A 14600-nucleotide genomic window follows, 5' to 3' on the forward strand; every position below is an offset into this window, starting at 1 on the left:
ATTTTGTTTTAGGATTAATCGTTCTCAATTTAAGGAAAACATATTTCATAAAACAATTAGTAGAATGGTAGAAAGTAAACCTATTTACCAAAATCAAATAAAACAGATACTAAGTGTATAACTCAATTAATTTAATTCAATTAGACTGTTCTGAAAACCAAATAAATAGTTTAGATATAACAAGTAATTCAGCACTAACTGTTTTTTCATGTCATAGTAATACTCCATTAAATAGTTTAAACATAAAAAATGGTAATAACACCGCAATTACAACTTTTTATGCAAATTACAATCCAAATCTTAGTTGTATTGCAGTAGATAACCCTTCTTGGAGTTCTGCAAACTGGACGGAAGTAGATAGTCAGACAAGTTTTAGTGATAATTGTACAAATAATGATATAGATGGAGATTCTATTTTAAATGAAAATGATATCTGTCCTAACACACCAGCAGGAGAAACCGTGGATGCTAATGGTTGTTCTAGTTCTCAATTAGATGATGACAATGATGGTGTAATGAATAATTTAGATTTATGCCCAAGTACTCCAACTGGGGTAACCGTGGATGCTAATGGATGTTTTTACTTACCTGAAAATAATTTTAACCTTTTAGTAACAAGTGAAACGTGTCCTAATAAAAATAATGGTCAATTGGTTATTTCTGCCAATGAAACCCACGATTATGTTGCAAGTATTAATGCAACAACTTATACCTTTACAACCACCAAAACAATCACAGATTTACAACCTGGAAACTATACTGTTTGTATTACTGTAACAGGGGTAACCTTTGAACAATGTTATAATATTACTATAGAAGAAGGAACTACCGTTTCAGGTAAATCGAGTGTTAAACAAAACAAAGCAACCATTGAAATGGATAGAGGCACTCCTCCCTTTAAAGTTTTTGTAAATAAAAATGAAGTACTAAACACCAACAACTTAATATTTTCTGTAGATGTAAAACATGGAGATTTGTTAGAGGTAAAAACAGCGAAGGAATGTGAAGGCATTTATTTAAAAGCTATAAATTTAATTGACGGTATTGTAGCTTATCCGAATCCAACTAATGGTAAATTTGGAATTTCATTACCAAATACATTAAAGGAGATTACCATAGAACTATACACTATTGGTTCGCAACTAATTTCTAAGAAAACATATCCCGTATATAATGGTAAAGTACAATTAAGTTTAGAAAACCAACCATCAGGAGTATATGTAGCCAAAATAAACATGGAAACTCCAATTCACGTTAATATTATAAAACAATAATTATGAAAAAATATAGCTATATAATCTTTTTTGCAGTAACACTTTGGTCTTGTGGCGGTGGCGGAGGAGGTGGAAATACACCCACTCCTACACCAACGGTAGAAAATAAAGCACCAAGTATTCCTGTTTTAACAACACCAACTAATAATAAACTATGTATTGATAATGCACTTACTTTTGAATGGAATACCTCCACGGATCCAGAAAATAATGCCATAACTTATCAAATACAAGTGGCTACAAATATTAATTTTTCATCTATTGTTGAAACAAAAACAACATCTTCAACCAATATATCAATATCCTTAGAAAAAGGAATTGCCTATTACTGGAGAGTAAAGGCAATAGATAGTAAAAGTGCTTCTAGTAATTATTCCTCTGTGTTTAATTTTTATACTGAAGGAACTGGGGTAATAAATCACCTACCATTTTCACCAGAATTGGTAAATCCTACTTTAAACGCTATAGAACAAAATGCAACGGTAACCTTACAATGGAATGGTAGCGATGCAGATACTTCTGATAGTTTAACTTATGATGTGTATTTTGGAATGTTAAATCCACCAACAGAAAATGAAAAAGTAAGTGCAAACCAAGTAGAAAGTAATTTTACTACTAGTTTAAATTCAACTACAGAATATTATTGGAGAATTGTTGTGAAAGATAATAATGGAGGTGAAACTATTGGTCAAGTTTGGAATTTTAAAACGGACTGATAAATAACATCTTATTTTAAAACTAAAAGCGTAAAATTAATTTTTACGCTTTTTTTATACTTTAAAATCTAATTTGTATGCCCGTAATTAGTAATAATAAAGAACACCGTCATGCTGAACTCGTTTCAGCATCTCATTTCCGTTTAATAACTCGTGTTTTATTGAATACAACCCTGAAACAAGCTCGCCTGCTACTGGCAGGTTCAAAGTAACTGACGTTATGTAACGTTACGGATAAATGAACTACCTCGACGCAAGCATACGAGGTATCAAATAGGAAATTCCTTTTTTATTTCGACGCAGAGCGTCGGGGAATTAAACCCAAAAAACAATTAAAACCCGTTGTGCATTATGATAAAATTTCGTCAATTCGAGTGAATTTTAGCCTCTTTAGGCTTAAAATTAGTATCGAGAATAGGTTTTTTACTTAAAGACAACCGTTCTAAATACCATTTTTTATCAAAAATTACCCAAACAGGCGTAACAACCAAAGTTCAACCTAAAAATTTACTTTAAATAACTGAAAATCAAAATGTCATTGCGAAAATTATAAACGTAGTGCAGTAATTTGAAGCAATCTTTTCATAAAAATGAGATTGCTTCTTCTTTTCGTTGCTCTTCAATCATCGCAATGACGCAGACTATTGATTTTTAGCTCTGTAATTATTTTCTTATATAGAACTGGCTTAACAACCAAAGTTCGACCTAAAAATTTACTTTAAATAACTGAAAATCAAAATGTCATTGCGAAAATTATAAACGTAGTGCAGTAATTTGAAGCAATCTTTTCATAAAAATGAGATTGCTTCTTCTTTTCGTTGCTCTTCAATCATCGCAATGTCGCAGACTATTGATTTTTAACTCGGTATTTATTTTCTTATATCGAACTGGCGTAACAATAAGTTTAAAAAGTCAAAATGAACAACGAGTAATTAAAATAACAGCTAATATTAAAACTAAAAGCGTAAAATTAATTTTTACGCTTTTTTTTATACTTCAAAATCTAATTATCATTAGAATTATTGCTTTTTATATAATTAGAAGTCGTTTTTCATAAGTTTTTTAAAATATTAATTTTCTATACTATCATTGTTAAATATTTATTGATATAAGTTTTTTTTTATTAAAAAATTAAAAATCCAATAAATAAAAGGCTCAAACTTTAGTTAATACATACTTCTATGAGCAAAGAAGTATAAAAAAATAATTTAATTATGAACAAACGAATATTAAACATCATCACATCTAGTGTTATGTTTCTAGCTTTTTTTATGACATGGGTCAAAGCATTTGGCTTTGGAGGATCAGCATTTGACGCCTTAATAAAAATTTTCAAAAATATAAAATTTATTGAAAAAGAACCATCACTTATTCTTGGCATCTTAGTATTAATATTTCCTATTTCTGCAATAATTATTTTTGTTAAATACTCAAAAAATAAAATCACAAAAAATCAAGTAAAAAGTTTAGAATTCGTAAAAAAATTACCTTTAGTTTTTATCATTTTTATTGCTATTTACCTATCCATAAAAATTGATAGAAATTATTTACGATTTTTTAAAAGTAGTGATATTGTAGATATAATTGGAATAGGCTTAATTCTTACCCTAATTTCTTCTATCGTTTTATTTATAGATAAAACAGAAGTATTAACTACCCATAATAATTCGAAAAATAAAATAACCGTAGAAAATAATGAAAATATAAATAAATTATGAAAAAACTATTCTTGATAATTCTGATGAGTCCATTTTCAATGGTATTCGCTCAAAACGCTGCTCTTACTACAGAAGTTTCTTCACGAAATGGAACTATTTATTTTAATGGCAACCTGTATAGTGGTGAACTTTATAAATACAATGAAAATGCTAAAACGGCCTGTAATTGTACAATGAAGGCAATCTATAAAAATGGAAAACTAAATGGAAAATATCAATCTTGGTACGTAACTGGACAACAAAAACAACTTAATAATTATGTTACTGGGAAAAAAAATGGAAACCAAATTTCTTGGAGACCAAACGGAATCAAAGAGTCAGAGGAAAAATATTTACATGATAAACTTATTGAAAAAAAGGAATACTATCTTTCTGGAAATTTAAAATCTTATCTTAAATATAACCCTGAAAACACCAATATAATTTATAACAAGTCTCTTTTTGATAATGGAATTGTTAAGAAAGAAACTAATTATAAAAGCAATATTAAAGAGGGTGAATTTTTAGAAAACTTCTTAACGGGTAAAACCTATAAAAAAATTACCTATAAAAATGGCAATGAGATTAAAAAATTGATTTATGATGAAGATGGTTCTCTTGTAGAAAGTCTATTACCAACTAGTAATCAAAATCATTTCGAAATAAATAAATTCGAGAATGGTAAAACCAAATTAAAAGGTTTCTACACAAAAGCATTTAAAAAAGATAGCATTTGGGCAACTTTTGATAATCAAGGGAATAAATTGGAAGATATTAGATATAACTCTGATAAAATTATTAGTGAAGGCAAGTATTTAAACAACCAAAAAAATGGAATATGGAAATTCTATTTAAAAGATGGTGTTTCACAAAAAAATATTACCTATAAATCAGGAGCTATAATAGAAACAAAAATATTTAAAATGAATCATCTTTTATCAAATCATTTTAAAGCTACTGATGAGGTTGCTTTATTTGAATATGTAAATAAAAAAGGAACCAAAGAAAATATTGTACTATCATCAGATCAATCATTTACTAAAGAAGCAAAATTTAAATATATATTGGGGACAATTGCTAGATCTTTTTTAGAAAAAATGAGGATGATGAAACAAAGTGAATTTAATGAAAACACTTTAGTATCTAAAATAATTAATATTAATAATATTTATGTAACATATACCTCAAGTAGCATAAAAAACAAATATGCAGCTGGTTATATAACTGCTTATGATGCATACATTCATTTTAATTTAATAATGAGAGATGCGGAAAATAACAAAATATTTTCCAAATCATATAAAATGAATAAATCTGGAAAACTTCTTAATTCAATATTAAATAATGCTGTCCAAACTTATTCTAGAACAAAAAAAGCTTCATTTTTTAGTGCCTTAAAAAGCATTAAATTTAAGAAGTTCTTTAAAAAATATTTTCCTATCAATAAAAAAATAAACTAATTATTATGAAAAAAAATTATTTATCAAATTTAGAAAATAAATATTATTACGGTATATCTAGAACTTTTTGGCACTTTTTGGCTGCTATTGCAGTTATTGGCTTTATTGTGGGTATTGGTATTGTTGGATGGAGCTATTTCCCTCCATCTAAAAAAGAGGTTACTAAAGCTTTAAAACCTCCAAAAGAAGCATATCCACAACAGGCAAACGTTAAATTAAATGAAATTTTAAATGCCTTGCCCAAGGATAAAGTGAAAATTGAAAAAATTAAAAATATATCTATTAACAATACCCAAAAGACAGAACGCTCAATATCAGATTCCAAAAGAGATACTACAGGGTTAAGTGATTTTGAAAAGCAAATAGCTAATCTCAAAAACACATTACCATTTAAAGATTTTCCAAAACTTTGGAGAGGAGAAGGATATTATACTTATCCAAGAGGAGAAGCTTTATATAAAATAAAAAAAAATGAATCCTATAGAAAATTTGTTATGACTTCTCCAGGAATAATATCAAAAATTGAAAATCGTACAGATAAAAATGGGTTTAAATCCTATAAAAATAAAGCTGAATTAGTTAAAAGATATAATCAGATTTTAGAACTTATCGATAAAAAAAATCGTAATAAAATTATTTATTCATTAACATCTTTTAAAAATAGAAATTTTGAAAAAACAATCAAATCTTTAAATTTACTAAGAAATCTTTCAAAGATATATGAAAAAAATAAAATTATAAACGCTTTCAAAAAGAATAGAAACTTTTTAAGAAACAATCCCAATGATGGCATTGATATATTGATATTTGAAATTAATGTACTACAAAGCTTTGCTAAGGAAGAAAGATATTCTGCGTCTAACATTATACAATATGAATATGTGAATTACTATAACAACAATTTAGGGGGTATAAAAGAAAATACTTTAAACTTTATTCCTTTTTTAAAAAAGATTGATATAGCTAAACAGTCAATTGCTTTGAATTATTATTATGAAATTTATAGATCAAAAAACGTAAATAGAAGACACCAAATTCAACAAATTGATGCAAATTATAATCAATTGTTAAGGAAAATTGATTCTGATTATAATAAATCTCAATTAATGGCTGAATCGGAGTTCCAAATTAAAAAAGAAAAAAAATCAAGATGGAGATTTGATAGTTTTAAAATTATAGGAGCGGCTTTAGGAACAATTTTACTAATAACCTTAATACTTCTTTTACTTTCAATGATTAGAAATATAAATAAATTGGCACAAGCAATGCTTGACAATAATAAAAACAGACCATAAAAAAATGAATGTAAATAAAGGAATTAGGTTTGTAATTGGAGGAGTTATTCTATATTTAATATTACCTCGTCTTTTGTATTTTTTTGGTATTTATTTTATTCCAAGGTTTATTTTTTCAATAGGTGCTATAATTTTAATAATAATTGGCATTATTATTATATTAAAAAACAAGAAAAAAAATGAATTATCCATTAGTAATATTCAAGATGATTCTAAAATCTACAATCAAAATTCATCAAACATAAATCAAAAACTCATGAACAAAAAAATAAAATTTACTGGAAATTTTGGAGAATACTTTATTATATCATTAGGACTTATGCTCCTATCAATTATAACTTTTGGTCTTGCCACACCATATTGGATGTATTGGTCACTTAAATATTTTTTTACAAGATTAGAAATTGTTGAATAAAATAATAAGTAAACAAAATTAGCTTAGGACATAAGTGGCTCAAGCTAATTTTAAACTTATATAAGTATTAAAATATAATTATATGCCCGTAATTAATAATAATAAAGAACAATGTCATGCTGAACCTGCGAGCAGCAGGCAGGTTCAGGGTAACGGACGTTATGTAAGATTACGGATAATCAGTAAATCTAGAGATAGATTTTAAGAATTAAAATCCGTTGTGTATTATGATAAAATTTCGTCAATTCGAGTGAATTTTAGCCTTTTTAGGCTTAAAATTAGTATCGAGAATAGGTTTTTTAGTTAAAGACAGCCGTTCTTGATACAATTTTTTATCAAAAATTACCTGAACTGGCGTAACAACCAAAGTTAAACCTAAAAATTTACTTTAAATAACTGAAAATCAAAATGTCATTGCGAAAATTATAAACGTAGTGCAGTAATTTGAAGCAATCTTTTCATAAAAATGAAATTGCTTACCTATTATGCTTTAAAAATTCTATTTATTTGTTCGTTTTAGAATATATATATTTTAATTAGCAGCTTTATCAAAATCACTAAAAACCAAAAAACTATTTGTACTTTAATTAAAAAGTAAATTTTTATCTTCAGATTGACAAATATCATAGTTTCTATAACGTTTTCGTAGTATCTTTGAAGATAATTGAATTTCAATATAATAATAACTATTAAAATTATTAAAATGGCAAAAGTAAAAGGAGCAATTGTGGTAGATACAGAAGTCTGTAAAGGCTGTGAAGTTTGTATTCCTGTATGTAACGATAATGTTATTCTTATGTCTAAAGAAGTTAACCGTAAAGGCTATCATTACGCCTATATGGAAAACCCTGAAGCTTGTACTGGTTGTACCAACTGTGCAATAGTTTGTCCTGATAGAGCAATATCAGTATATAGAGTTAAAGTTTCAACTTAATTAAAAACGTATTAAACATGTCAGAATTAAAATTAATGAAAGGTAACGAGGCACTAGCTGAAGCTGCTATTAGAGCGGGTGTTGATGCTTATTTTGGTTACCCAATTACACCACAAACAGAATTAATTGAATATTTAATGAATGAACAAACCGAAAAACGTACAGGAATGGTTTGTTTACAAGCAGAAAGTGAAATAGCAGCCATTAACATGGTTTATGGAGCTGCAAGTACTGGAAAAAAAGTATTCACTTCATCTTCAAGCCCAGGAATTTCATTAAAACAAGAAGGAATTTCATACTTAGCAGGTGCTGAATTACCAGCAGTTATAGTTAACGTTGTTCGTGGTGGACCAGGCTTAGGAACCATCCAACCCTCACAAGCAGATTATTTTCAGTCAGTAAAGGGTGGTGGTCACGGTGATTACAAATTATATGTACTTGCACCATCATCCGTTCAAGAAATGTCAGATTTTGTAGAAGATGCATTTGACATCGCATTTAAATATAGAGCTCCTGTTCTTATTTTATCCGATGGTTTAATTGGTCAAATGATGGAAAAAGTAAAACTAAAACCACAAAAAAAACGAAGAACCGATGAAGAAGTTATTAAAGAATGTGGAAGTTGGGCTACAACTGGTAAAACAAAAAATAGAGAACGAAATATTATAACTTCACTTGATTTACAATCAGAAAAAATGGAAGCCAGAGTTCATAGGTTGATGAAAAAATATGAACAAATGGAAAAAGAAGATCTCCGTTTTGAAAAAATTCAATGTGATGATGCAGAATATTTAATTGTTGCTTATGGTTCAAGTGCTAGAATATCACAAAAAGCAGTTGAAATGGCAAGAGCCAAAGGAATAAAAGTTGGTTTATTGCGCCCAATAACCTTATTCCCTTTCCCTAAAAAACAATTATTTAAATTAGCAGACCAAGTAAAAGGAATGCTAAGTGTAGAATTAAATGCGGGTCAAATGGTAGAAGATGTTAGACTCTCCGTTGAGTTTAAAGTACCTGTTGAACATTTTGGTAGAACTGGAGGAATTATTCATACTCCTGAAGAAATTTTAGAAGCTTTAGAACAAAAAATTATAAATAATGGAACTATTAGACATCATAAAACCAGAGAATCAAGTATTTTGTAAAACAAAACTAATGACCGACACACCCTTGTCTTATTGCCCTGGTTGTGGTCATGGAACTGCCCATAATATAACCATGGAAGTTATTGATGAAATGGGAATTCAAGAAGATACTATTGGTGTTGCCCCTGTAGGTTGTTCTGTGTTAGCCTATGATTTTATGAATATTGATATGACTCAAGCAGCTCATGGTAGAGCTCCTGCAGTTGCAACGGCTATTGCTAGAACTTGGCCTAAAAAATATGTATTTACCTATCAAGGTGATGGAGATTTAGCGGCCATTGGAACTGCTGAAACTATTCATGCTTGTAACAGAGGTGAAAATATTGTTATCATTTTTATAAATAATGGTATTTATGGTATGACTGGTGGTCAAATGGCACCTACTACTTTAGAAGGAATGAAATCATCAACTTCACCCTTTGGTAGAGATATAAAAACTATGGGGTCTCCTTTAAAAATGACAGAATTAGTAGCTCAATTACCTGGCACTTACTTTGTTACCAGACAAGCAGTTCATACACATAAACATGTAAGAAAAGCAAAAAAAGCCATAAGACAAGCTTTTGAAAATTTAAAACTAAACAAAGGTATTTCTTTTGTTGAAATTGTATCAAACTGTAATTCAGGTTGGAAAATGACACCAAATGACGCCAATGAATGGATGGTAGATAATATGTTTCCATATTATCCACTAGGAGATATTAAAGTAAATGGTAAATTAAAATAATAGAATTATGACAGAAGAAATAATTATTGCTGGATTTGGAGGACAAGGAGTGCTTTCTATGGGTAAAATTTTAGCCTATTCTGGTATAATGCAAGATGAAGAAGTAAGTTGGATGCCTTCTTACGGACCCGAAATGCGTGGTGGAACAGCAAATGTAACTGTTATTTTAAGTGATGAAAAAATAAGTTCACCTTATTTAAAAGTATTTGATACTGCCATTATTTTAAATCAGCAGTCTATGGACAAATTTGAAGAATCTGTTAAACCTGGGGGAGTTTTGGTATATGATCCAAATGGAATTACACATCATCCAACAAGAACTGATATTGAAATATTTCAAATTGAAGGTAATAAATTAGCTGTTAAAATGGGGAATAAGCAAATATTTAATATGGTGGTAATGGGTGCATTTTTAAAAATTAAACCTATAGTTAAATTGGAAAATGTACTTGCTGGACTTAAAAAATCACTTCCAGAACGTTATCATCATTTAATTCCATTAAATAAAGAAGCATTAAAAATAGGAATGGATAATGTAACCCCATTTAAAGTTGCAAATCAAGTTGCACACAATTAAAATTTAATAGTTTTATTATTTAAAATCAGATATTTTGTATATTTTATAATTGCAAAATAACTGATTTTTTTATGACAAACATTTTAATAACAGGCGGTACAGGTTTAATTGGACAACATTTATACCATATTTTAACTAAAAAAGGTTATAAAGTGTTGGTTTTAAGCAGAACAAAAAATGAAAATCCAACTTCATTTTATTGGAACATTGATAAAAATTATGTTGACAAGCAAGCTATAATTCAAGCTGATTATATAATTCATTTGGCAGGTGCAAATATTGCTAAAAAAAGATGGATAAAATCCAGAAAACAACTTTTAATTGATAGCCGTGTCAAAACAGCCAATTTATTGTTTGAAGCGGTTAAAAAATGGAATCCCTCTTTAAAAGGATTTATTTCTGCCTCTGGCATTGGTTATTATGGAGCAATTACAACTACTAAAAATTTTACAGAGGAAGATAAGCCAGCAAACGATTTTATAAGTAAAATTTGTGTTGAATGGGAAAAGGCTTCAAATCAATTTAAGACATTAAATATTAGAACTGTAATTTTACGGACAGGAGTTGTTTTTGCCAAAAAAGAAAGTGCACTTCAAAAAATAGTTATGCCCATTAAATTCGGTTTTGGTTCAGCCATTGGAACTGGTAAGCAATTTATGCCTTGGATTCATATAAATGATTTAAGTAATATGTATTTACACTCAATTGAAAATAAAAATATAACTGGAATTTATAATGCAGTCGCTCCAGAATCTGTTACAAATAAAGCATTATCTAAAACAATTGCTACCATTTTAAAGAAACCATTTTGGCTACCAAATATTCCATCTTTTCTATTCAAATTAGGCTTTGGTGAAATGGCTGTTATTTTATTGAAAGGAAGTAAAATTTCTTCTGAAAAAATAGAAAAAACCGGTTTTAAACACCAATTTAAAAAATTAGAAACAGCTCTTAATAATTTGATTAATTAATCAAATTCTCTATAATTTTATGTACAGGTAGTATTGCCTTGGTATGTTCAATGCTAGGTCCGGCAACCCAAACCGTCTTATAGGTAGCTTTTGTAGCAGCATTTTGTGTAGCTTTCATCCCTATTGAAAAACGAATCATTTTAACCCATTTTTTTAGTTTTTTATTTTTATTTAGAAGCTCTTCAATCCAAGTTTGTTTCGTGCCTATTTTTTGAACATACGGTGTATTTATAACCGTACAAGGTGTTCCTGAAATTTTTTCAGTAACCACAATATCTTTTGCATTATAATCTATACAGGCTTGTTTATATTCTTTTGTAACATTAGCTTCTTCTGAAGCAATAAAAGGGCTTCCAACAGAAACTCCTACTGCACCATAACTTAACATTTTATCTAAATCGGTCTTACATCCCACTCCACCAGCTGAAATAATAGGAATTTTACAATTAGTAACCAATTGCTTTATTAAATTCTCAGGAGATAAATTACCTCTATGTCCTCCTGCTTCATTATTCACCGCAATTATAGCATCTGCTCCTAAACTTTCCACTTTTTTAGCAAAATGTAAATCAGTAACATCACAAAAAACTTTAATATTTTTTTGATGTGCCTTTTTTATAGTTTCTTCAGGACTTCCTAGCGATGTAATTATAAAATCAACACCTTCGCTACACAAAACTTCTAATTGTGCTTTATATTTTGGATTTGATTTATTTACAATCAAATTAAATCCGAAAGAACCACCCTGCCTGTCCGGCAGGCAGGCTTCAACTTTTGCCAATTTTAATTCTTGAATAGCAGTTTTTATGTCTTTTAGTGTTCTGTAATTTAAGGCTGGTATGCAACCTGCAATACCACTTTTCATAGCTTCAATAACCATTTTAGTATTTGATACTAAAAACATTGGAGCTTGAATAATTGGATATTTAATATTTAAAAGTGTTGTTAATTTTGTGGTAGCCATTGTGATTTATTTTTTCAAATATACCAATTATTATGCACGCATAACAAATTTGATAAATAAAAAAAAGAGGCTATCTAAAAAGTATTGAAAACCGTCATTCTGAACTAGTTTCAGAATCTCATCCTACTGATTACCAATCATTATGAGAACCTGAAACAAGTTCAGGTTGACGAAAAGTTTACTTTTTAGACAGCCTCTTTTATAATTTTAAAGATTAGCTTGCTTTAATCTTCTTTTACTTCTTCAAAATCAACATCCTCTACATTATCTCCTTCATTTTTAGGTTCTGCATTGCCTGCATCTCCAGTTGGTGCTCCTTGTGCTTGTTGACCATCTTCTTGTTCTGCTTTGTACATTTCTTCACTTGCAGCTTTCCAAGCTTCATTTATTTTTTCCATTGCAGCATCAATTTGAGCAAGGTCTTTAGATTCATGAGCTTTTTTCAATTCTACCAAAGCATTTTCAATTGGTGTTTTTTTATCAGCAGATAATTTCTCGCCAAATTCTTTTAATTGTTTTTCTGTTTGAAAAATCATAGCATCTGCACCATTTATTTTTTCTGCAGTTTCTTTTGCTTTTTTATCAGCTTCGGCATTAGCATCCGCATCAGCTTTCATTTTTTTGATTTCATCTTCAGTTAAACCAGAAGAAGCTTCAATTCTAATGTCTTGAGTTTTTCCTGTTGCCTTATCACTTGCAGAAACATGAATAATACCGTTTGCATCTATATCAAAAGTTACTTCAATTTGAGGCACTCCCCTTTGTGATGGTGGAATTCCATCTAAATGAAAACGTCCAATTGTTTTATTATCTGCAGCCATTGCACGTTCACCTTGTAATACGTGAATTTCAACGGATGGTTGATTATCTGCAGCTGTTGAAAATACTTGTGATTTTTTAGTTGGAATGGTTGTATTGGCTTCAATTAATTTAGTCATTACATTACCCATAGTTTCAATTCCTAATGAAAGTGGTGTAACATCTAATAACAATACATCTTTAACATCTCCTGTTAAAACACCTCCTTGAATTGCAGCACCAACGGCAACAACTTCATCAGGATTTACACCTTTTGAAGGTGCTTTTCCAAAGAATTTTTTTACAGCGACTTGCACTGCAGGAATACGTGTTGAACCACCTACTAAAATAATATCATCAATATCAGATATTGTTAACCCTGCATCTTTTAAAGCTTTTTTACAAGGTTCAATTGTTCTTTTAACTAAATCGTCAATTAAAGTTTCAAATTTTGCTTTTGTTAAAGTTCTAACTAGGTGTTTTGGACCACTAGCTGTTGCAGTAACATAAGGTAGGTTAATTTCGGTAGTAGCGGAAGAAGATAACTCTATCTTTGCTTTTTCAGCAGCTTCTTTTAAACGTTGTAAAGCCATAGGATCTTTTCTTAAATCTATGCTTTCTTCTTTATTAAACTCTTCAGCCAACCAATCAATAATTTTTTGATCTACATCATCACCACCAAGGTGAGTATCACCATCAGTTGATAATACTTCAAAAACACCATCTCCTAATTCTAATATAGATACGTCATGAGTACCTCCACCAAAATCAAATACTACAATTTTTTCGTCATTACTTTTTTTATCTAAACCATACGCTAAAGCTGCGGCTGTTGGTTCATTAATAATTCTACTTACTTTTAATCCTGCTATTTCTCCAGCTTCTTTTGTTGCTTGACGTTGAGAATCATTAAAGTAAGCTGGAACAGTTATTACCGCTTCACTTACTTCAGTTCCTAAATAATCTTCAGCAGTTTTCTTCATTTTTTGAAGAATCATTGCTGATATTTCTTGAGGTGTATATAATCTTCCGTCAATATCTACACGAGGTGTGTTATTATCTCCTTTAACAACTTTATAAGGTACTCTTTCAGCTTCCATTTTGCATTCAGAATATTTATTACCCATAAATCTTTTAATTGAAGAAATGGTTTTAAGTGGGTTAGTTACAGCTTGACGTTTTGCTGGATCACCGACTTTACGTTCGCCTCCTTCAATAAATGCAACTATTGATGGAGTTGTTCTTTTACCTTCTGCATTAGGAATTACTACTGGATCGTTACCTTCCATTACAGCAACACAAGAGTTGGTAGTTCCTAAATCTATTCCTATAATTTTACTCATAATGTATATTTTAATTTTTGTTTCTAATTTTTTTTATTTACAGTTACAGTTAAGTCAATGATTATGCCATTATTTTTTTTCTGTCAAGTTGTCATATTACATTTAATACTGATTTCATGAACTTAATAAATTCTTAATATAAGAGCCTAATAAACTAATTACAGGGCAAACTCACACTTTTATTTTCAATATCCTTAATAAATAGTCTTCATCCCAAGCCGCTTTGAGTCTTTTGCTTTTAACCGACAGTTTTTTAGTTTGTTCATTTTTCAGGAGGTTCAAGG

Annotated in this window: 13 protein-coding genes and 1 pseudogene; 12 read left to right on the top strand and 2 right to left on the bottom strand. The window is 29.3% G+C overall.

The features are described from left to right. The 12 genes and pseudogenes from L3J60_RS11820 to L3J60_RS11875 all read left to right on the top strand — a co-directional run. Positions 1-121: pseudogene (locus L3J60_RS11820) on the top strand (IS1595 family transposase); the annotation flags it as partial. Beyond that, positions 114-1274 carry a T9SS type A sorting domain-containing protein gene (locus tag L3J60_RS11825; protein WP_291975754.1) on the top strand — a complete coding sequence of 387 codons (1161 nt, stop codon included), beginning with the start codon at positions 114-116 and terminating at the stop codon, positions 1272-1274. The pseudogene L3J60_RS11820 and the gene L3J60_RS11825, both read left to right, overlap by 8 nt. A gap of 2 nt (positions 1275-1276) precedes the next feature. After that, positions 1277-1990: a SusE domain-containing protein gene (locus L3J60_RS11830; RefSeq protein ID WP_291975755.1), complete on the top strand. Its 714-nt coding sequence runs from the start codon at positions 1277-1279 to the stop codon at positions 1988-1990. Between the two features lie 1214 nt (positions 1991-3204). Beyond that, complete coding sequence (locus L3J60_RS11835) at positions 3205-3708, top strand: hypothetical protein (protein ID WP_291975756.1); 504 nt, start codon at positions 3205-3207, stop codon at positions 3706-3708. Further along, complete coding sequence (locus tag L3J60_RS11840) at positions 3705-5147, top strand: hypothetical protein (protein ID WP_291975757.1); 1443 nt, start codon at positions 3705-3707, stop codon at positions 5145-5147. The genes L3J60_RS11835 and L3J60_RS11840 overlap by 4 nt, the downstream gene beginning before the upstream one ends. Before the next feature lie 5 nt (positions 5148-5152). Continuing rightward, a complete protein-coding gene (locus L3J60_RS11845; protein WP_291975758.1) occupies positions 5153-6442 on the top strand; it encodes a hypothetical protein in 1290 nt (429 codons plus the stop codon). Between the two features lie 4 nt (positions 6443-6446). Continuing rightward, positions 6447-6857: a hypothetical protein gene (locus L3J60_RS11850; protein WP_291975759.1), complete on the top strand. Its 411-nt coding sequence runs from the start codon at positions 6447-6449 to the stop codon at positions 6855-6857. A gap of 703 nt (positions 6858-7560) precedes the next feature. Beyond that, a complete protein-coding gene (locus L3J60_RS11855; RefSeq protein WP_291975760.1) occupies positions 7561-7791 on the top strand; it encodes a 4Fe-4S dicluster domain-containing protein in 231 nt (76 codons plus the stop codon). A gap of 17 nt (positions 7792-7808) precedes the next feature. Continuing rightward, positions 7809-8936, top strand: coding sequence for a 3-methyl-2-oxobutanoate dehydrogenase subunit VorB (locus tag L3J60_RS11860; RefSeq protein ID WP_291975761.1), 1128 nt, complete (start codon positions 7809-7811; stop codon positions 8934-8936). A 10-nt stretch (positions 8937-8946) separates the two neighbouring features. Beyond that, positions 8947-9663 carry a thiamine pyrophosphate-dependent enzyme gene (locus L3J60_RS11865; RefSeq protein WP_291975762.1) on the top strand — a complete coding sequence of 239 codons (717 nt, stop codon included), beginning with the start codon at positions 8947-8949 and terminating at the stop codon, positions 9661-9663. A gap of 7 nt (positions 9664-9670) precedes the next feature. Then, positions 9671-10240 carry a 2-oxoacid:acceptor oxidoreductase family protein gene (locus L3J60_RS11870; protein WP_291975763.1) on the top strand — a complete coding sequence of 190 codons (570 nt, stop codon included), beginning with the start codon at positions 9671-9673 and terminating at the stop codon, positions 10238-10240. Positions 10241-10311: 71 nt separating this feature from the next. Next, positions 10312-11211 (top strand): TIGR01777 family oxidoreductase, encoded by a 900-nt coding sequence (locus L3J60_RS11875; RefSeq protein WP_291975764.1) that lies wholly within the window; start codon positions 10312-10314, stop codon positions 11209-11211. Here L3J60_RS11875 and L3J60_RS11880 read toward each other — a convergent pair. After that, entirely contained in the window at positions 11204-12175 is a 972-nt protein-coding gene (locus L3J60_RS11880) for a nitronate monooxygenase (RefSeq protein WP_291975765.1), read from the bottom strand. The genes L3J60_RS11875 and L3J60_RS11880 overlap by 8 nt on opposite strands. 224 nt (positions 12176-12399) lie before the next feature. Continuing rightward, entirely contained in the window at positions 12400-14316 is a 1917-nt protein-coding gene (gene dnaK / locus L3J60_RS11885; RefSeq protein ID WP_291975766.1) for a molecular chaperone DnaK, read from the bottom strand. Positions 14317-14600 lie beyond the last annotated feature (284 nt).

Origin of the sequence: Lutibacter sp., assembly GCF_021647475.1 — a bacterium.
Taxonomy (GTDB): Bacteria; Bacteroidota; Bacteroidia; order Flavobacteriales; family Flavobacteriaceae; genus Lutibacter.